The sequence below is a fragment of the Pseudomonas sp. AP19 genome (genome assembly GCF_001728855.1).
Classification (GTDB): domain Bacteria; phylum Pseudomonadota; class Gammaproteobacteria; order Pseudomonadales; family Pseudomonadaceae; genus Aquipseudomonas; species Aquipseudomonas fluorescens.
Genome location: NZ_LXJP01000031.1, coordinates 40,728 through 60,647, shown reverse-complemented (window position 1 = coordinate 60,647; position 19,920 = coordinate 40,728). Strand labels below are relative to the sequence as shown.

Here is a 19,920-nt window from a genome sequence, read left to right as displayed (position 1 = left end):
TCTGTCAGAGTAGTCTGTGCAGACGAAGAGCGCTGAGGTTTTCTGAGCTACTTTTAAAAGTTTTTGATCGATCGTCATTGATCCTGGCGATCGGTGAAGTTGATCGTACGGACAGAACATCGTTTGGGAATCGGCTACATGATGGTGAAAACTGAAATCGCCAGGACCTGAAGCCGATTGGGAAATTACGAACTTTGGAAGTGATCGCACATTATTCAGACGATCATGTCCTGCTGCATAAATCGAGACGCAACTGATTATCCTAGGTCCCATGGTCAATTTCCTACAGACACCTAATTGGGGAGCTCGCTATTCTCCACTAAATAGATGCGCATAACCGGAATCGAAGTCATGGGCGAGCAATGGATTGCTGTTACTAGTATGTTGGCGTTGGCATGGATCGTATTCATCGCGCTAATTATCGAGCGGTACCTTTTTTGATTCCCAAGCGCGCCGTTAAATTCTGGTAATTTTGAAATGTGCTTGTGGGCGGAAGTCGGAGAAACACACCAAAGCGCCCTTAACGTCATAAACGCATGTCCCCCCTCTTCCAATAACGCCGCTTATGTTCAAAAGGCCCCCACACCCAGGCCAGGTGTGGGGCCTTTTTTAAGGTAACCAAGCCCCCTACACTGGCATGCCAGTGCAGGGGGGCTTGGCTGAGGAGCGTGTCGTCCGTGGCATCAGAAGATTTCATTGTCGGGCGTCTACAGGGCTGATAAGGCCACTCTAGGGCGGATGTTGGCAAAAAAAGTCAAAAAAGGTGGTGATTGTCTTTGTTCGGCGCAGGTGCTTACAGCGCTTGCAGCCAAACCGTCACGCACAGGCCACGCTGCGCTTGGGTATCGCTGAACGACAACTGCACCCGTGCGCCGCTGCGCTCTACAATCGCCTTGACGATCGACAGGCCCAGCCCGGAGCCGGCCTCGTCGGTGCCTAGGCTGCGGTAGAATGGGTCGAAAACCCGCGCCTGTTCTTCTGTGGCAATGCCGGGGCCGGAGTCCTTGATGTGCAGCACTACGGCGCCTGGGGTCTGGGTCACCGAGAGGTCTATGCGCCCGCCCTCCGGGGTATAGCGAATGGCGTTGTCCACCAGGTTTTTCACCAAGGTGAACAGGTCCATCGCGTTGAAGGTCACGTGCACGTCCTGAGCGCCGTCCACGCCTATATCGAGCTGCTTGCGTTCGGCCAGCGGCAGTAGGTCTTCAAGGACCTGGCGATACACGGCATGCACCGATAGGCGGGTGTGCACCCGTTCCGAGGTTGACTGTGCTGCCGCCAGACTCAGCAGTTGGTCAATCAGCTGGCGCCCACGCGCGATGCCCCGGGACAGCGGCACAAAACGCTCGCGGCTCATGGGCGACATCTCGGTGGCGGCCAGCCGGTCGGCCTGCAACGCCAAGGCCGTCATGGGCGAGCGCAGCTCATGGGCGGCATCGGCGACAAAGCGCCGCTGGCTGTCCATGGACTGCGCGACGCGCGCCAGCAGGCGATTGATCGCCACCACAAACGGGCGCACTTCGGTGGGCAGGTGCTGCTCCTCAATGGGGTGCAATTCTTGCTCGGCGCGTTGGTCGATCTCGGCCGCCAGCACACCAATCGGGCGAAACAGCTTGCGCACCAGGTCGCCGACTACCAGTAACAGCACGGGGAAAAGAATCAGGAACGGCAACAAACTGCGCCAGGCGGCTTCACGGGCGTCCTTGTCGCGGGCGTCGGACTCCTGGGCCACGGCGATGCGCTCGCCACCGGCGGTGGTGTGCACCTGCACGCGAAAGGCTTCACCGGCCATCTCAACCGTGGATAAGCCATCGGCCAGGCCGGCAGGAAAGGGCAGGGGCAGGGCTTCATCGGTGGTGCCCGTGGCGTGCGGGCTGTCGCTCAGGCGTTGGATGATCACCCGGGTTTCTTCGTCGTCGCCGGCCAGGGCCGGGCCTTGCGGGTACTGCAGGGTCATGTGCTGGCGGTCGAACAGCATCGCCACCTGGCGCAAGGTGGCGTCCTGTTGTTCGTGGGTTTCTTCAAACGCCGAGACAAACGCAAACACGCTGGCCGCCAACGCCACCAGCAGGATCGCCAGGCACAGGGTCACCGACAGTCTCAGTTGCACCGATTCACTCAAACGCTTCTTGAAACCATCCATCCCATGCCCCTGACATTCTTGATCACGTGGGTGCCCAACTTGCGCCGCAAGGCGTGAATCAGGAACTCGATGGCGTTGCTCTCCACTTCATTGCCCCAACCATACAGGCGGTCTTCCAACTCACTGCGCGAAAGGATCGCCCCCGGGCGGATCAGCAACGCTTGCAGCAGCGCAAATTCGCGGTTGGACAACGCCACTTCGCGCTGTTCGTCGGTGCTCGCGTGTTTGCTCAGCAGGTTCAGGGTCACCACGCCATTGCCCAGCACCGACTGGGCGGCTCCACCCTTGCGCCGCAGCACGGCGCGAATGCGTGCCAGCAGTTCGGCGATGTCGAAGGGTTTGAGCAGGTAATCGTCGGCACCACCGTCCAGGCCGCGCAGGCGGTCGTCGAGGTTGTCGCGGGCGGTGATGATCAGCAGGGGCACGGGATTGTTGCGCACGCGGATGCAGTCCAGCACGTCGAGGCCGTCCTTGCCGGGCAGGCCCAGGTCCAGCAGCACCAAGTCGTAGGAGTGGGTATCGAGCGCGGCCAGGCCCGTGAGGCCGTTTTTAACCCAGTCGGCGGCATAGCTCGCATCGCTGAGCGCGCGCTGGATGGCGTCGCCAATCATGGAGTCGTCTTCGACCAGTAGAATCCGCATCTTGCTCTCCAGCGCCAACGCAAACGCAAACGCGGCGAGGAAGTCGCCGCGTGTGTAGTGAAGCATGTTGTCAGCCTTTCATCGAATCGAAGGCCTTGAGCAGGTCGTCCATCGCGGCCTGGCAGTCGGCCTGGTTCGGGCTGGTGTCACGCAATGCCGAGAGCGCGCGGTCGATGGCTTTATCCAGCACGTGCCAGTCGCTGGCGGCACGCGGCTTGATCCCGGCTTCGGCGCTGTCCCAGCTGCTTTCCAGGTCCTTGATGCGGGCTTTGGCGCCCGCCAGGTCGTGCTTGGACACCAGGGCCGACACGTCCACGGCAATGTTGCGGAACTCCGACAGGTCCCCTAGTTTCGAGGTCTGGCGCTGGCTGCTGCTTGAGCCGGCACTGGCTGCGTCCTTGGGTGTATCGCCAGGTTTCGAGCAGCCAGTGGCGATGCTCAGCAGGCCGATGGTGGAAACAATCGCGACGTGGCGGATCATGTTTCTGAGGTTAAGCATGGTGATGTCCTTGGGTTCAACGAGTAAGGGGTTTGCGGTTGCCGACGCTGAATTGAGCCACGGCCACCAGCAGAACGATGACGAACAGGAACAGCGCGCTGGTCCAGCTAGCGCCCATGCCCAGGCCGCCATAAGTCTTGGCCTGGGTGAGCAGGTCGCCCAGCGAAGCACCGAAGGGGCGGGTGAGGATGTAGGCGACCCAGAAGGTCAGCACGCTGTTGACGCCCAGGCGCCAGGCCAGCAGGGCAACGCCGATCAGGCCGGCGAAAATCACCGCGCCGAGGGTGAAACCCAGGCCCAGTGCCTCGGTGGCCAGGTCGCCGGCGGCAGTGCCCAGGGCGAAGGTGCAGAGCACCGTGGTCCAGTAGAACCATTCGCGCCGTGGGGTGACGATGTCGCGGATGGAAAGGCTGCGCTCGGTGCGGTACCAGAGCATGAAATTGAGCGCGAGCAGCACTGAGAAAATCGCCGTGCTGGCATACAGGCTGACGTCGAGTTTATCGGTGAGGATATCGGTTATCTGTGTGCCGACGATGCTCACCAGCACCACGGTCAACCAGTAGATCCACGGTGTGTAGGCCTTGGTGCGCAGTTGCCCGAACAGCGCGAGCCCCAGCAGCGCGGCCATGCCGAGGCTGGTGGGGCCGGCGCCGAAGCCGGCATCCACGGCGAGGTAATCCGCGCCGGTTTCGCCCACGGTGGTGGACAGTATCTTGATCACCCAGAATGACAGAGTCACCTCGGGTACTTTGTTCAGCCAACGGGCTGCTGTGGCATTCATCGGGATTACCTCTCCTTGACCGCGCGGTGGTTGGCGCAAGGGAGAAGGTACGGCACGAGACTTAGCTGAGACTGAGGGCCGGGTTTTTTATCCAAACAGCACGTGGGCGGTGCCCGTGGTCGACAGGTGCACCGTGCTGCCGGCCGGTGGCGCCAGCAGGCCGGCGCTGCGCACCAGGATCGTATGGCTCGGGTCAGCGTGCAACGCCACGGTCAGCGTGCAGGTGTTGCCGCCGAACTCGCGCTCGGTCACCACGCCAGGGCAACCTGTGGCACTGAGGTGCACCTGCTCGGGGCGCAGCATGATCCGCGCCGAGTCGTGGCTCAGCGGGCTGTTGGTCTGGATCCGCCCCAGGTCGCAGTCGGCCCAGCCGGCCTGGATACGCGCGGGCAGCACCACTGCATCCCCGAGAAACAGCGCGGTCTGCTCATCGGCCGGGTACTGGTACATCTCCATCGGGTGGCCCGACTGCACCAGGCGGCCCTGGCGCATCACCGCCAATTGGTCGGCAAATGACAGTGCTTCCGCCTGATCATGGGTCACCAGAATGGTGGTGATGCCGGCATCGCTCAGCAGCCGCGCGACCATCTTGCGCATGGCCGAGCGCAAGCCGGTGTCCAGCGCCGAAAACGGCTCGTCCAGCAGCATCAGGCGTGGCTGTTGCGCCAGGGCGCGGGCCAGCGCCACCCGTTGCTGTTGGCCGCCGGACAGTTCATGAGGCCAGCGCCGCGCCATATTGGCGTCGAGGGCCACGCTGTCCATCAGCTCGGCGATACGGCTGTGGTACGCCTCGCCCTTGGTCGCCAGGCCAAAGCCGATATTGTCGGCCACCGTCATGTGCGGGAACAGTGCGCCATCCTGCGGCACATAGCCGATCTGGCGCTGATGGGCCGGCACGGCGTGGGTGGCGTCCACCAGGACCTGGCCGTTGAGTGTGAGGCTGCCGCTGTCGGGGAATTCAAACCCGGCGATCATGCGCAACAAGGTGGTCTTGCCGGAGCCTGAGGGCCCGACGATCACCGTGCGCCCGCCGGTGGGCACCGACAGGCTGACGTCGGCCAACGCGCGCTGGCTGCCGAAGGATTTGCAGAGGGCGTGGAGTTCAAGGGCGTTCATCGGCCTGCCGTGCGTTTGGATTGGTGGTAGAGGAGGCCGGTCAACGGCAGTGACAACAGGATCATGATCAGCGCGTAAGGCGCGGCGGCGGCGTAGTCGATCTCGCTGGTCATCGCCCAGAAGCCGGTGGCCAGGGTGCGCGTGCCATTGGGCGCGAGTAGCAAGGTGGCAGTCAGCTCGTTGGCGATGGCCAGGAACACCAGCGCCGCCCCGGCAGCCGCGGCGGGTGCGGCCAGGCGCAGGGTGATCAGCCACAGGGCGCGGCCCGGCGAGCGGCCGAGGCTGCGGGCCATGTTTTCCAGCTCCACCGGCGCCTGGGCGATGCCTGCGCGCAGGCTCACCAGGGCCCTTGGCAGGAACATCAACAGGTAGGCGAGCAGCACGGTAATAGTGGTTTGGTAGATCGGCCGGGCGAAGTGGATGGTCACCGTGACCAAGGCCAGCGCCACCACGATGCCCGGCAACGAACTGGTGATGTAGTTGCAGCCCTCCAGAATGCGCTGCAAGCGCCCCGGCGCACGGATCGACAGCCACGCAATCGGCACCGCCGCGCATGTGGTCAGCACAGCGCCGGCCACGCCCAGCAATACGGTTTGCTCCAGCGCCGGCATCAATTCGTCGAAGCGCCAGACCTCGCGGCCGCCGGCGATCAACCATTGGCCCAAGGTCACCAGCGGAACGCCCAGGGCCAGCGCGCAGGTTAGGCTTTGCAGGCCCAGGGCGAGCAGGGTCGTGCGCGGGCTCAGGCGCACGATGCGCTGCTCGCGGGCGCTGCCGGAGCCGACCCGCGCATAGCGGGCGTGGCCGCGTGCGGCGGACTCGGCGGTGAGCATCGCCAGGCAACACAGGGCCAGCACCGCCGCGAGCATATTGGCCGCCGGGCCATTGAAGGTGGATTTGAACTGATCGAAGATCGCGGTGGTGAAGGTGTCAAAGCGGATCATCGAGTACAGGCCGTACTCGGCCAGCAGATGCAGGCCCACCAGCAGCGCACCGCCGCAGATCGCCAAGCGCAACTGCGGCAACACCACGCGCCAGAACACCGCCCACGGCTTGAGGCCCAAGGACTCGGCTACATCTTCAATCGCAGGGTCGAGCCGGCGCAGGGTCGCAGCCACGGGCAAGTACAAAAACGGGAAATAGGCAATCACCGACACCAGCACGCCGGCCAGCAAGCCGTGTATCGAAGGCACCAGGCTCACCCACGCGTAACTGTGTACAAACGCCGGCACCGCCAGCGGCGCGACTGCCAACAGCGACCACAGCCGCCGCCCCGGTAGGTCGGTGCGCTCGGTCAGCCACGCCAGCGCAATACCCAGCAGCATGCACAGGGGCAGGGTGATCACCACCAGCAGCACGGTGTTGACCAACAGTTCACCCACACGCGGGCGCCACACCAGCGCCTCGATCTGCGCCCAGCCGATTTGCCAGGACACGCCGATCACAAAGGCAATCGGCAGCAGTGCCAACAGCGACACCAGCACCGACAAACTCGTGACCCACCTTCCCCCACGGCCTTTGAACAGGCCGTGACCGCAGAGTTGCGCGGGCGCCGTCAGCGCCTGGGCCGCAGCATCAGGCAACAATCAGAGCAGCCCGGCCTGGGTCATCAACTCCACCGCTTTTTTGCTGTTGAGCTTGGAGGCGTCGACTTTCGGCGCGTCCAGCTGTGCCAGCGGGGTCAGCTTGGGGTTGGATTGCGTGCCCTGGCCCACGGCGTATTCGAACGAATTGCCGTCCTTGAGAATGGCCTGGCCGTCTTTGCCGGTGATCCATTTCAAGAACGCCTGGGCTGCTTCTTTATGTTTGCTGGAAGCCAGTACCCCGGCTCCGGAGATGCTCACAAACGCGCCAGGGTCCTGGTGCTTGAAGTAGTGCAGTTGGGTGTTCTTGCTGTTTTCTCCAGTCTTGGACTGGTCGACGAAGCTGTAGTAGTGGTAGATCACGCCGCTGTCGACCTGGCCAGCGTTGACGGCCTTTAGCACGGCGCTGTTGCCACGGTAGATGGTCGCATTGGCTTTCATCGCCTTGAGCCAGTCGAGGGTGGCGGCTTCGCCCTTGAGCTCCAGCACGGCGGCGACGATGGCCTGGAAGTCAGCACCGGCCGGCGAGGCAGCCCAGCGGCCGTTCCAGTTGGCCGAGGCCAGGTCCATCAGGGATTTGGGCAAGTCGGATTCTTTGAGCTTGCTGGGGTTGTACACAAACACCGTGGAGCGCGCGGCAATGCCCAGCCACTTGCCATGGGCCGGGCGGTACGCGGCATCAACTTGTTGCAGGGTGGCCGGCGCGACCGGCGCGAACAGCCCGGCATTGTCTACCAGCACCATGGCCGGGGAGTTTTCGGTGAGGAACACATCGGCCGGGGAGGCGGCGCCTTCCTGCACGATCTGGTTGCCCATCTCGGTGTCGTCGCCGTTACGGATGGTGACCGGAATCCCGGTTTCCTGGGTGAAGCCTTCAACCCAGGCCTTGGTCAGACTTTCGTGCTGGGCGTTGTACACCACGAGGCCGGTCGTTTCGGCGGCATACACCTGCCCGGCGCCGACCAATGCGGTGGCGATAAGGGCTTTAGTGAGGAAAGACGGTAGACGGGAAGCCATACGTTGAATGCTCCGTTTTTTTATAGATACACAGGAAGCCCGTGGGTTGTCGATTGATACTCGACCAATAGGAATCATTTGCATATTGAGGCGCGGCGAATGTAGAGCCGTGAATGAGAAAAAAACGTCAAATAAACGGTTAACAAATGTGATTCGGCTTATCAGGCGACGCTGTTAGAACTATGGGAGGGGGCTGTTCTGTCGGCGCTTATTCTCTTGGCTGTAGGCAACTTCACAAATGTAATTCAAACCATCCGAGCTGGTGTCCGAGGCGTATTCGCTTGCATATATTCCGAAGCCATCTTCATTGCATTCAGGCATGCGAGGCATGGCGCAGGGCTATATCAACGACCGCACGACCGACTACCACAGCTTGAAATCCCGCTTGATAGGTCCTGGCATCAGCCCGCAACGTTCTGAACATTTTGATGTGTTGAACCGCCACCTGCGCCGTGGGCTGGTGAGCTCCGAACAGTTGGTGATTGTGCCTGATGCCCACAGCCTGAGTTATTCGCTGGAAGAAGCCTGGTTGGTGCGCCATGCCGAAGCGATTCGCCGGGAGCTGGATAACGCCGCTGGCACCCAGGTGTCAACGACTATGACCTACTGCAATCCTGCTGGGGTACACCTCGCTAGGCATCCGCAGCGCGACGCCCGCTTCTCCTCCTGAGAGCTGGCGGGGTTGGGTAGGGTGTCTTGGCTACCTGCGTGACGCTTGTTCCTACAGAGATATCTCTTGGCTACCGTTGTGAATCGCCCCGGGTTTCGTAGACACCTCCATGCCTCAAACTGAGGCCAATCAGGAGGTGCCATGAGCAACCCACGTTATCCCGAAGAATTCTAAATCCAAGCGGTCAATCAAGTGACCGAAAAGAAGCTGCCTATCGCTGATGTGGCAGCACGTCTCGGCGTGTCGACGCATAGTCTTGTTGACGCTAACGTCAAATTGACCCACGTGCTGACGTAAGACTGACCTACCTCAAAATGTATACCATCTCAGAAAAATTTATGGTTCTCGACGAACCGACTGGGTGAGTGACATCTCGGCAACGGGTCAATTCGGCATCGGCGCTAAAATTCCAGATAGCTGAAGGTCCAGAAACGACGAATCCCGCTCTAGGCGGGATTCTCAGCCGTCAACTACATGCGTTCGACGGGGCAGGACTCTGTTACCTGGCACTGGGCCATCTGACTTTCATCAGAAGAGGGGTGCGATCCGAAGATCCCTGTAACCACCCTATGATTCACGCCTAGGCGCAGATAAACAATAGTCAGTCCATAGTCGCTATGTCAATCCTCCTGTCACCTCCTGGATCAACTTGATTCAACCCCGACCAGAAACCCAGGATTCAACGGTATCTGAGCCGTATTCAGCTTTCCAGTCCTTCAAAATCTTGTGGTTTCCGCCCTTGGTCTCAACGACTTCGCCGGAATGCGGGTTTTTATAGATTTTGACCTGACGTGGCTTTCGAGTGCCGACCTTGGATTCTGCAGCAGCCGGAGCACGACGAGTCGAGGCCTGAGGGTCAAGGATTGCAATCACGTTGCGCAAGCTGTAGCCGTACAGAGCGAGCAACTCACGAAGCTTGGTCTCGAACTCGACCTCCTTTTTCAGGCCTTCATCGCCTTTCATTGCTTCCAGGGCAGCCAGTTGCTCAGCTAGGTGTTTTTCGAGTTGACGGAATTCGGCAAGACGCGACATGTATCACCTCAGATATTTAGTGTTGCTAGTATAGGGAAAAGGCCCGGGGAATACAGGTTACAACGCTGCATCCGGCATGCTGGAATAGTGCTTATCATTCCAGCGGAGATAGTTATTGAAGATTGCGGCCAGCAGTTCGAAGTGAATCGCCCTGACTCTCTAGGCACCTTGCGAGCTCACTGGCCTATACCGCACCTCAGACGCCAAAGACCGCTGTGTAGCAATAGAATTGACTAAAACCGAACAGGGTAATAGGCTTGAGCAGCTAGCTCCGAGGTTCGTGGGTGAAAACCTCCTCTCGGAGACACGTGAAAGAAAAGCCCATCTTCTGATGGGCTTTTTATCGTTTGAAAACTTCAGTAAGCGTTAGCTCACCCCATCCATCAGGTGGCTGAGTCGCTGCTTTTTTCTAGACAGGCCGAACGCAAAGCCCAGACCACGCCCCGCCTTGACGGGCTTTCATACGCCGGTCGTCTGTGATTTATGAGAAGCTCGCATAGAACCTTGAAATGCTGCCCATAGGGATGCTAGACATAGCAAAATAGCCTGTGGAGACGCGACCATGGAATCCCCATTAACAGCAGAACTACTCTCAATTGTGAAGGGCGCCCCGAGACTGTACTTTGCTCCGTTGATCGGTGCCATAAAAGAGGTACGATCTGAGCTACGTAAACCATTTACGGTAAAGCCAAAGATCGAACCCAATTCCGAATCATCTAACCGCCAGGGTTAGTTACTGACTTGAGATAGGCAGTCAATTTTTTGCTCCTTCTCCACACATTCTGACGACACTGCGCCTTCAAGAGACTAGGGCCCGCTACGGGTTCAAACCCCTTTAAACGCAAATGGAAACAAACGCTTTTCGGGGACGTATTCAAAATTTTGCCAATTTCTGAGGAGAGAATATAGTTGCACTTGAAATGATCTAGATCTTTCAAACTGACGACCTGTGCTGATCGTCTAGAACATTGAACCGTCTGACTTCCAAGCCGACCTGCGCGGACAAGCGCGTATGCTACTTCCTCTTTCATTCCTAAGGCCTTAGCAGCCTCAGCTATCGACAATCCTTTACTTTGCTTTGAAGCATGCAGAGTTATTCCTTTTTGGTGTAGCACCCTAGGCGAAATCAACCATTCCCCTATACTTATAGCTTCGGCGTGCGCTCTACAGAAAACTGGAATCTCACCCTCTTGAATTGCTGTTAATAACTGGGGAAGTCCATCCGCTGTGGGTAAATAGTGTTTCGCAACCTGTGATACCGTAATGAAATCATCACCAGGTAATGGCAGAAATGAATTAGGCGCTAAGTCGGCTATCGAGTCATAGGAAATAAGCCACTGCTCACCTGCTTTTGGAGAACCACCAAATGTTTTTAATACACCTACTGATATCAGTTGCTCTATACGCTTTCTACTTAGGCAAAGTAACCGAGAAGCCTCCCGCAAATTAACAGGCTCGTTCAGTGCCGATGAGAGTCTGCGGGCTTGATTGATGTCTACAACCGCACCGATTTTCCCACAAGGGTAATGAAACTCTCTGGTTTCAAGATCACCCGACGAATGCATTCTTCGCAAAAAAGCTTCGGGTAGACCTGTTAACCGCTTAGCTTTGGAGAAGGGGAGCCAACGATGCTCAAGTAAAGTGCATTCGCTCAGCCGCCGGTTTCTCTTAGCTAGCGGCCCCTGCCATTGCTGGATGACGTGTCGTTCAAACTCTTGTCGAACAAAATCAAAACATGAGTCGTTTAAGGAAAGGTACACGTCGTTGTAAATCGGACCAAATGCCGACACCAACTGCCAGGAAAGCTGGGAATTTCTAACTTCCATTAGGTCAGCTAACAGGCTGTGAAACGCCTCAGGCCAGCCTCTGAAAACACTACCTGCTGCGTTTGCTAACTCAGGCGCTACCACTCCCGAAGCGACCTCCGGAACCTTCATAGTAATAGAGCGTTTTCGACTCACAGCCCTTACACCAATCCGCATAGCCAGATCGTGCAGTTGCTGGTACGTGAGAGCGCCGATGCCTTCAGCTTTCCAGCTGTCTGGGCGGCTTACGCGATGCTCGAGCTCAACGGAAATCCATGCTCTCGGATCATCCGAAGTTAAGCTTAGAAGATCAGAATCTAGAACAGAGTACCCACAAACATCGCAACATTTATTTATTAAAACTTTTGGACTACTGTGAGTTTTGCATTTTGGACAGTTGTAAAGAAGCTCAATCTGATGAAAAGCGCATGTGGTATACAGCGTAAGATCCCACAATTCACGCCAATACAGTCCCTCAGCTAAACAAACAGAGCAGTATTTTGAGCAGGCTAAAGACCACGTCTTCTGATTAGTAACCTTTGGAGTACGAATCTCTTCGGCTACTAAATTCCAACTTAAGGGCCTCTGCTTTGTGTCTAACCATTCATTAACACTGTCCTCGCTGATTTCTTTGAACAGCTCAAGCACTTCACCGCCTGACAGACAATTACTATGAGCTAAACGGTGCAAATACCCCAACAAACTTTCATCGTGCATAGGTGTAGGGTTTATCAACAAATAAAACATAGGAACTCCACCATATTCATAGACAATTCTAATCTACTTACAAGTATCAAACCTACCGATAAAGCTTTTTGGCGTATCTTAAAATTATAAATCTCATCTATATTTAAGTAGACACCATTGCGCGTAATTACGAGGGTCGACCGATAACGTCGTCCACGCTACAAAACCAGCATAAAAGTCGTTGTGCACATTAATTACTGCCGGGAGTTACTCCCGGCAGTCTCTCAGGCAGAAGGGTTATCAAAGTTCTCAAAAGGTTCTCGGCCGCAAACTAACGGCCGAAAATCAAAAGCATCATGGAACGGATTTCGCTCATTAGCCACCCGACTCCATACCTCGTCTTTGAAAGCTTGGGACAGTACACCCATATCGATGCCTTCAACATCCTTCAGCTGAGCCAGCCATACAGCACGGTCCAGAATCTTGATCAGATAATCAACGAGTCCGAAAGAAGCTAGTTGAAAGCGCTGAAGCATATCTTTGGAGAGAAAGCTGATACATGTGACAGGCAACAAGCTGTGGATGGCCTTTAGAAGAGATGCAAATTGCATCCACGTCTCCTCAGTTAGCTCATACCGTCCGTAATCAATGCTGGCCGAGAACCGGCGGCGAAGTTGTTCATTAGCCCAGAGCAAGCTATCTGTTCTCTTCAGCCCTACCAGCACAACTGTGATATCAGTCTCGTTCATCAGACTTTTGATCCAGTCTGCTGCCTCGTATGCCCCTACCTTTCTATAATCCACCAAATGCTGCGCCTCATCCAAGATGACCATCTCGGTTCCCTGGTTTTTTAGCAGCGTGACGATCCGAGTGAATTTATGTTCGGCAGAATGGCCACGTGCAGTGGCGAATGGGTCCTTCATAGCAATCAGCACGGCCGTCGCTAGATTTCTCTTGGACGGAGAGGAGGGCATCTCCACTACCAAAACTGGCCGTACACCTACTGAGTCGGGACTCACTTGATTTCTCATATACTCCCTAATCAAGGTGCTTTTACCGACGCCGCTCGGGCCTTGGATAACGAGCCCCTTACTGCTTTTGGTTCGAATAGTGTCCTGCCTCACCTCTTCAATACGTCCAATTGCATGATCGCTTTGCGGACTCTGTATGAAGTGGTGGCGTAGAGAAAACCCGCCTCGGTACTCCCGGTTAGCGTTCATGTGTCGTCCCTCACACGGGGGGCGCTTGAAACAACCGCGTAATCTGGGATCGAGTCCAAATCACTATCAGCATCGATAAATTCAACCACACCCACCGTTTGGGGCAGGTTTTCAGGTAAAAGAGCGCCGCTACGATCAAAACCCACTTTTGCTGCGTCACGGCGCACGCGTAGTTTTTTAGAGCGCTTCAAGTCCTCAACGTCAGCCATAATGGCTCGGTATGCTTGATTGATTGCCTCGAACCCAGGTGATGATTTTCCAGACTCACGCAACTTCGCGCGCGCCAGGTTATAGGTTTCTCGGCTCATACCAATGATACGTCTGTCCTTCGCTGCAACTTGGATAAATACGTTCCTGAATCGGTCATGAACCCATACATGACCCAATTCGTCTCGATAACGGACTTGGACTTTTTCCTTATTTGCTAGCTTCATTTTTAGCTCTGCTAGCTCTAGTGAATGGTAGAGATGAGTTCCGACTTCAACACCATAGTGGTGAACTTGGGTTTCCTTACGCCTGGCGAGGACCGCCTCAAGTGCATCCAAATCCGTAGGAAGACAAATTCGTCGTTTGGACTCGCCTTGGAGCCAGCACTCTGCCGGACTCATTTTTGATGGAAGACCTCGATGGGAGGTCTGTTGATAGACGTCAACGATCCATTTCACTAAAGCGGCTTCAAAATCCATAATGGTCAGGCAGGCACGTTTTTCTGACGGATAGTTACCTCGCTCTCGACTATTTGAGAAGGTTGTTCCTGGAAGGCAGTGCACAAGACCAGTATTCAATGTCCGAAAAAAACGCTCCACAGCCCCTTTCATTTGAGGTGCGCGGGAAGCTGGGTACATGATTTCAATTCCCATTTCGTTGAACGCGTTAACTAGGTCATCCGCGTGAAACTCAGCAGCGTTGTCAGGAACGATACGCGCAGGAAGTCCATGAGCTCTCCATTCACACTTCACTGAAGGAAAACGGGAGAGCAGGGCTGCTTTAGGGCGTATCGCCCGCTCGATTACACGCAGGACGCTCTCCGTATTTGGGGCAGAGAAATGGATGAGATACCCCATTACCATTCGAGAATGGCGATCTAACACTATGGTGAGAAATGGTCTACCAATGTGGCTACCGGTCTCCGGATCCACCACCAAGAGATCTAACGGTGTGTGGTCAATTTCCCAGCGATCTAGAATTCTCTTAACCACCAGTTTTCCAATGGCTTCACGATGAAGCTGATTCGCAGCGTGATCCCCTAAACGCCCCTTATCCACCTCATAACTGTCCAGGCCGGCTACATATCGCCTGAAACTCATCTCCGACGGCAGCACGAGCCTTTTCGAAGGAAGGCGACCCGCGTTTACATCGTTGATCTGTGTCCTTAACTCCTCGTATGCCGTAGATAGCAGGGGCCGCTCGAGCTTGAAAAACTTTTCGTCGAGAACATCAGTCACCAAATCCTCTAGCTCTCCGACTATGAGCTGACGGCGACCTTTTTTTGTATGGAGCGGAACTAGTTTTTCAACATTGCCCGTCTGAAATAGAACGAACCACCGCCTTACCGTAGAAACAGACGGCGGGGTAATTGAGTCATTTAGCTCCCTAGCAGTTTCTTGAATCAACCCTCTTAAATCCTTGTTGCAAGGTAGCTTTTGACTGATGCAATCAATGAGTCGAGTCAGATAGGACCGCCGACGTATGGCTTCAGCAGAGTGATCTTTTGGGTGGCAAGTGAGATCGGGGGGCGCGTTCCGAAACGTGGGGATCACACCCAGATATTGTTGCTCCTCGTCCACAAATAACTGACGAGCTTCATATTGTTTATAAAACTCTACCTCAGTCAGTTTGAAGGGCTCACCCAGCTCATCTAACCAAAGCAGTTGGCGATTTTTAAGTCGTTTTACTAGTGTCAACCTGGTTCCGTTGTACGTCACCACTAATCTTAACTTAAGCGAAAAAGTTTCCATGACGGTGACCTCCCTGCAAGTAAATTGGAGAGAAGGGCATTAGGTTTTCTTCGAGGTTCACTCCGACATACCCAAGCCCAAGCAGGCGCCATGCAGTGTCACGACCGACGAGTTCACACAGCTCTAAAACTGTCTTCGGCGGATATGCATTTAATAGTGATTTCGCAGTTATGAGGCTGCTGTTAATAAGTACCTCACCCCTACGGTAGTACATCAAATCACGGAGATTTTCAGATAACGGGTCGGCCAAAAGTACTGTGTCACTAATAACGGAGAACACACGATCGGTTTGCCTGAAATGGACGGCAGCAGCCTCCATTCGAAGCTTGACGCTTCGTATCAAAAGCCTGGCAGTGGGCTTAACCTCGAACCAGCGCTCACTGCCGTCACACAACACAGCGCACACGTCTGGGTAATAGGTAACGTTGCGTCCGTCCATAACGAGCGTTTCTTTGCTTGGCTGCACCGTGTACCGGAGTACTTGTGGAGAGAGCTCCAAGAGTCTTAGAAATGCTCCCTCCAGCTGGGATTCCCAAGGGATAGCTTTGCCATTCTTAAGTGAGGGCAGATAGCCTCGGAAGTGGCAGGATCTGCGGGTTACAACCTTTCTTACGGTCATGACATTTCTCCAAGTCGAACGAGTCCTTGACGCAGATTCAGGCAAGCGCCAGGAAGCTCATGGAGGCTATTCAAAAGGCAACACTGTGCCCTCGAGGAGCCTCGATAAGGTCGAAGGGTTGGGGGAGAGTTGACACGCGTCGAAAAAAAGCAGAGATTACTGCCACCACAGTAGTAATCTAAGCTGCATCCGGCGCGGTCATCCTCCCAAGGTTGATCGCGTTTTTACATTCTAATACTCCTCTTTTTTCTTTAAGCATCGTCTACGCCTGCAATAGCGCGCATTGCCATGAATTCGACAACTCAATCTCGCCCTATACGTCTTGTACGTACTGGCATGTTGATTGAGAGCGGAACGCAATAATCAGACCAACGATGTTAAGCCAAGCTAACGTTACTGACAATTCCTTTATAGCGTTAATATTGAAAATACCGTTATCTTATAGTTACGTGTTATATGTAAAAACGTTCTATAAATACTTATTAAAATAGACTTGTCGAATAACGACATAGACATCGTATCTTTTCTGATCTTTTAATAACAATTCGGCAACTTTATAAAGCTGAATCGCTTATCCAAAAACAGTTGAAGGTTCGGATACAAAAAAGCCAACGCTTGATGAGCGTTGGCTTTTTTGTGTAGCGTGATTCAACTATCTGAGATTTTTCTCATCTATTTTGAAAACCTACACCTGATGTAGGTTCACAAAATAGATGATTCCTGAGGCCCAGCAAACATTGGGAGAAAATCATTTTTTTTGTGTGTGAGACGTGGAAATCACAGAAAAAATGAGAAAAACCTACCGGTTTCACAAAATAGATGCGCTCTCGGGTCAGACAGGATTGTCGTGTTGCTGACCCCGGATTGACCCAATTGCCAACGCAAGACTGTCCCATCTCCAAAACGACAACAATCGAGCACAGACAATGATTTACGAGGAGTCAGACTGGATCAGTGAAATCTCGACAACTGGGTCAACTCAGCATCGGCGCCAACACCATTTTTCAGTGAGGGGAAAAAGCCCCGGAAGTGGCAGGATCTGCGGGTTACAACATTTCTTACGGCCATGACATTTCTCCAGGTCGAACGAGTCCTTGACGCAGAAAAATGCATGCGCCAGCGGACTCATGGAGGCTATTCAACAGGCAACACTGTGCCCTCAAGACGCCTCGATAAGGTCGAAAAATTGGGGAGAGTTGACATGCGCCGAAAAAAGGCAGAAATTACGAGCACCACACAAGTAATTCCTGCTTCATCTAGGCGCGGTCATCCTCCCAAGGTTGATCGCGTTTTTACATTCTGGCTTCCTCTTTCTGCATTTAGAATCCTTATACGCCAGCTCTGGCGCACATTACGTCAAACAATAAATTAGCCCCACCTCATGCATTCATAGCTAATTTTTGACTAACGATATTGAGCCAGGCGTTGACTACTGACAATTCCTTTATAGCTATATGAGCAAATAAAGCTGGATCTTATAGTTCCGTGTTATATGTAAAAACCTTCTATAAAATTTCATTTATATCGAGTTAGCGAATAACGTTTTCAATAAGGCTATTTCTCTAGTTTTATTATAAAAATATGCATCCTTTATAACACTGAATCGCTTATCCAAAATTCTTCAAACAAGAGACACAAAAAAGCCAACGCTACATAGCGTTGGCTTTTTTGTGTTGCACAGTTCAACTATTTGTAAGAATTCTCATTTATTTTGAGAACCTACACCTGATCAGAAGTCCAGGTTGGACACCGCCAAGGCATTGCTCTCGATGAAGTCACGGCGAGGTTCGACCGCATCACCCATCAGGGTGTTGAAGATCTGATCTGCGCCAATGGCGTCTTCGATGGTCACGCGCAGCATGCGACGCTGTGCTGGATCCATGGTGGTTTCCCACAACTGATCAGGGTTCATCTCGCCCAGACCTTTGTATCGCTGAATGGTATGACGCTTGGTGCTTTCCGCCATCAGCCAGTCCAAGGCTTCCTTGAACTCCTTGACCGCTTTCTTACGCTCGCCACGTTGAATGTAAGCACCATCATCCAGCAAGGTGCTCAACTGCGCGCCGAGGGTCACGACCGTCTTGTAGTCATTACTGCCGAAGAAGTCGCGGTTGAAGGTGACGTAATTCGACAGGCCGTGGGAGATCAACTCAACCTCCGGCAGCCACACGTTACGTTCACGGTCTTCACGCAGACTGGCTTTGTACACCAGGCCAGACTTCTCAACAGTGCGCAGGCGTACTTCGTACTGAGCCAGCCACTCTTGCATCGCTGCATGATCACCCAACTGCTCCAGACTGACGGCCGGCAGGTAGATGAAGTGCTCGGTCAGTTCCTGAGGGTACAGACGCGATAGACGCTTGAGGGTCTTCATCACCATACGGAAGTCGTTAACCAGACGCTCCAACGCCTCACCGGAGATACCCGGTGCTTCGTCGTTCAAGTGCAGGCTTGCATCTTCCAGGGCCGACTGCGTCATGTACTCTTCCATGGCGTCGTCGTCTTTGATGTACTGCTCTTGCTTGCCCTTTTTCACTTTGTACAACGGCGGCTGCGCGATATAGATGTAGCCACGCTCAATCAGCTCAGGCAACTGACGGAAGAAGAAGGTCAGCAGCAAGGTACGGATGTGCGAACCGTCGACGTCAGCATCGGTCATGATGATGATGTTGTGGTAGCGCAGCTTGTCGATGTTGTACTCATCGCGGCCAATGCCGCAGCCCAACGCCGTAATCAAGGTGCCGACTTCCTGGGAGGAAATCATCTTGTCGAAGCGGGCCTTCTCTACGTTGAGAATCTTGCCTTTCAACGGCAGGATCGCCTGGGTGCGACGGTTACGACCTTGCTTGGCGGAACCGCCAGCAGAGTCACCTTCCACCAGGTATAGCTCGGAGAGCGCTGGGTCCTTCTCCTGGCAGTCAGCCAACTTGCCAGGCAAGCCAGCAATATCCAGCGCGCCTTTACGACGGGTCATCTCACGGGCTTTACGCGCCGCTTCGCGAGCACGTGCAGCGTCGATCATCTTGCCGACGACCAGCTTGGCTTCGTTCGGGTTCTCCAGCAGGAAGTCGGAGAAGTACTTGCCCATCTCCTGTTCCACGGCGGTCTTCACCTCGGAAGAAACCAGCTTGTCTTTGGTCTGGGAGCTGAACTTGGGATCCGGCACTTTCACCGAGATAATCGCGGTCAGGCCTTCACGCGCATCGTCACCGGTGGTGGCGACTTTGTGCTTCTTGGCCAAGCCTTCGGCTTCGATGTAAGTGTTCAGGTTACGCGTCAGTGCGGAACGGAAACCCACCAAGTGAGTACCGCCATCGCGCTGTGGAATGTTGTTGGTGAAGCACAACAGGTTCTCGTTGAAGCTGTCGTTCCACTGCAGGGCGATTTCCACGCCGATGCCGTCTTCACGCTGAATGTTGAAGTGGAACACCTGGTTGACCGCGGTCTTATTGGTGTTCAGGTATTCAACGAACGCGCGCAGACCGCCTTCGTACTTGAACAGTTCTTCCTTGCCGCTGCGCTCGTCCTTGAGGACGATACCCACACCGGAGTTGAGGAAGGACAGTTCGCGAATCCGCTTGGCCAGGATGTCCCAGCTAAAGTGGATGTTCTTGAAGGTTTCAGCCGATGGCTTGAAGTGGATCTGCGTACCCGTGGATTCACTGTCGCCAACGATTTTCATCGGCTCTTGTGGCACACCATGGACGTACGTCTGCTCCCAAATCTTGCCGCTACGGCGAACGGTCAGGATCAGCTCTTCGGACAGTGCGTTTACTACCGACACACCTACGCCGTGCAGACCGCCGGAGACTTTATAAGAGTTGTCATCGAACTTACCGCCGGCGTGCAGCACGGTCATGATGACCTCAGCCGCCGAAACGCCTTCTTCTTTGTGCACATCGACCGGAATGCCGCGACCGTTGTCGCGCACCGTGATGGACTCATCCGGGTGGATGATAATGCTGATGTCGTCGCAGTGACCGGCCAAAGCTTCGTCGATGGAGTTGTCGACCACCTCGAACACCATGTGGTGCAGACCGCTACCATCATCGGTGTCGCCGATGTACATACCGGGACGTTTGCGTACGGCATCCAAACCTTTCAGCACTTTAATGCTGGTCGAGTCGTACGTGTTTTCTTCGCTCATGC

At 54.9% G+C, this 19,920-nt stretch carries 14 protein-coding genes; 1 reads left to right on the top strand and 13 read right to left on the bottom strand.

Annotation, left to right across the window (positions count from 1 at the left end; genetic code table 11):
- Positions 1-793: 793 nt before the first annotated feature.
- The 7 genes from A7D21_RS20765 to A7D21_RS20735 all read right to left on the bottom strand — a co-directional run bounded on the left by A7D21_RS20765 (position 794) and on the right by A7D21_RS20735 (position 7,780).
- On the bottom strand, positions 794-2,143 hold the full coding sequence (locus tag A7D21_RS20765) for an ATP-binding protein (RefSeq protein WP_069552564.1): 1,350 nt from the start codon (positions 2,141-2,143) through the stop codon (positions 794-796).
- Positions 2,119-2,784, bottom strand: coding sequence for a response regulator transcription factor (locus A7D21_RS20760; protein ID WP_069552582.1), 666 nt, complete (start codon positions 2,782-2,784; stop codon positions 2,119-2,121). Before A7D21_RS20760 ends, A7D21_RS20765 begins: the two co-directional genes overlap by 25 nt.
- Positions 2,785-2,854: 70 nt before the next feature.
- A complete protein-coding gene (locus A7D21_RS20755; protein WP_069552563.1) occupies positions 2,855-3,283 on the bottom strand; it encodes a hypothetical protein in 429 nt (142 codons plus the stop codon).
- Positions 3,284-3,299: 16 nt separating this feature from the next.
- Positions 3,300-4,064, bottom strand: coding sequence for a hypothetical protein (locus tag A7D21_RS20750; protein WP_069552562.1), 765 nt, complete (start codon positions 4,062-4,064; stop codon positions 3,300-3,302).
- Positions 4,065-4,151: 87 nt separating this feature from the next.
- Entirely contained in the window at positions 4,152-5,180 is a 1,029-nt protein-coding gene (locus tag A7D21_RS20745) for an ABC transporter ATP-binding protein (RefSeq protein WP_069552561.1), read from the bottom strand.
- Entirely contained in the window at positions 5,177-6,706 is a 1,530-nt protein-coding gene (locus A7D21_RS20740) for an iron ABC transporter permease (RefSeq protein WP_141718253.1), read from the bottom strand. Before A7D21_RS20740 ends, A7D21_RS20745 begins: the two co-directional genes overlap by 4 nt.
- 60 nt (positions 6,707-6,766) lie before the next feature.
- Complete coding sequence (locus A7D21_RS20735) at positions 6,767-7,780, bottom strand: iron ABC transporter substrate-binding protein (protein WP_069552559.1); 1,014 nt, start codon at positions 7,778-7,780, stop codon at positions 6,767-6,769.
- 328 nt (positions 7,781-8,108) lie between these two features.
- Here A7D21_RS20735 and A7D21_RS20730 point away from each other — a divergent pair, with 328 nt between their 5' ends.
- Positions 8,109-8,450 carry a hypothetical protein gene (locus A7D21_RS20730; RefSeq protein WP_069552558.1) on the top strand — a complete coding sequence of 114 codons (342 nt, stop codon included), beginning with the start codon at positions 8,109-8,111 and terminating at the stop codon, positions 8,448-8,450.
- A gap of 654 nt (positions 8,451-9,104) precedes the next feature.
- Here the strand turns inward: A7D21_RS20730 and A7D21_RS20725 are convergent.
- The 6 genes from A7D21_RS20725 to gyrB form a co-directional block, all read right to left on the bottom strand.
- On the bottom strand, positions 9,105-9,482 hold the full coding sequence (locus tag A7D21_RS20725) for a histone-like nucleoid-structuring protein, MvaT/MvaU family (RefSeq protein ID WP_069552557.1): 378 nt from the start codon (positions 9,480-9,482) through the stop codon (positions 9,105-9,107).
- Between the two features lie 716 nt (positions 9,483-10,198).
- Complete coding sequence (locus A7D21_RS34550; RefSeq protein WP_083272219.1) at positions 10,199-12,034, bottom strand: TniQ family protein; 1,836 nt, start codon at positions 12,032-12,034, stop codon at positions 10,199-10,201.
- A gap of 224 nt (positions 12,035-12,258) precedes the next feature.
- Positions 12,259-13,194, bottom strand: a complete 936-nt coding sequence (locus tag A7D21_RS20720; RefSeq protein ID WP_069552556.1) for a TniB family NTP-binding protein — start codon at positions 13,192-13,194, stop codon at positions 12,259-12,261.
- The gene (locus A7D21_RS20715; RefSeq protein WP_069552555.1) at positions 13,191-15,152 is read right to left on the bottom strand and encodes a DDE-type integrase/transposase/recombinase; all 1,962 of its coding nucleotides are present in this window, start codon (positions 15,150-15,152) and stop codon (positions 13,191-13,193) included. The genes A7D21_RS20720 and A7D21_RS20715 overlap by 4 nt, the downstream gene beginning before the upstream one ends.
- Positions 15,133-15,771: a transposase gene (locus A7D21_RS20710; RefSeq protein ID WP_069552554.1), complete on the bottom strand. Its 639-nt coding sequence runs from the start codon at positions 15,769-15,771 to the stop codon at positions 15,133-15,135. Before A7D21_RS20710 ends, A7D21_RS20715 begins: the two co-directional genes overlap by 20 nt.
- A gap of 1,729 nt (positions 15,772-17,500) precedes the next feature.
- A complete protein-coding gene (gyrB, locus tag A7D21_RS20705) occupies positions 17,501-19,918 on the bottom strand; it encodes a DNA topoisomerase (ATP-hydrolyzing) subunit B (protein WP_053258804.1) in 2,418 nt (805 codons plus the stop codon).
- Between the last annotated feature and the right edge of the window lie 2 nt (positions 19,919-19,920).

Coding starts and splice junctions, on each gene's coding strand:
- A7D21_RS20730 (WP_069552558.1), top strand. CDS start 8,109: ATGGCGCAGGGCTATATCAACGACCGCACGACCGACTACCACAGCTTG.
- A7D21_RS20725 (WP_069552557.1), bottom strand. CDS start 9,482: ATGTCGCGTCTTGCCGAATTCCGTCAACTCGAAAAACACCTAGCTGAG.
- A7D21_RS20750 (WP_069552562.1), bottom strand. CDS start 4,064: ATGAATGCCACAGCAGCCCGTTGGCTGAACAAAGTACCCGAGGTGACT.
- A7D21_RS20745 (WP_069552561.1), bottom strand. CDS start 5,180: ATGAACGCCCTTGAACTCCACGCCCTCTGCAAATCCTTCGGCAGCCAG.
- A7D21_RS34550 (WP_083272219.1), bottom strand. CDS start 12,034: ATGTTTTATTTGTTGATAAACCCTACACCTATGCACGATGAAAGTTTG.
- A7D21_RS20710 (WP_069552554.1), bottom strand. CDS start 15,771: ATGACCGTAAGAAAGGTTGTAACCCGCAGATCCTGCCACTTCCGAGGC.
- A7D21_RS20760 (WP_069552582.1), bottom strand. CDS start 2,784: ATGCGGATTCTACTGGTCGAAGACGACTCCATGATTGGCGACGCCATC.
- A7D21_RS20755 (WP_069552563.1), bottom strand. CDS start 3,283: ATGCTTAACCTCAGAAACATGATCCGCCACGTCGCGATTGTTTCCACC.
- A7D21_RS20765 (WP_069552564.1), bottom strand. CDS start 2,143: ATGGATGGTTTCAAGAAGCGTTTGAGTGAATCGGTGCAACTGAGACTG.
- A7D21_RS20735 (WP_069552559.1), bottom strand. CDS start 7,780: ATGGCTTCCCGTCTACCGTCTTTCCTCACTAAAGCCCTTATCGCCACC.
- gyrB (WP_053258804.1), bottom strand. CDS start 19,918: ATGAGCGAAGAAAACACGTACGACTCGACCAGCATTAAAGTGCTGAAA.
- A7D21_RS20715 (WP_069552555.1), bottom strand. CDS start 15,152: ATGGAAACTTTTTCGCTTAAGTTAAGATTAGTGGTGACGTACAACGGA.
- A7D21_RS20720 (WP_069552556.1), bottom strand. CDS start 13,194: ATGAACGCTAACCGGGAGTACCGAGGCGGGTTTTCTCTACGCCACCAC.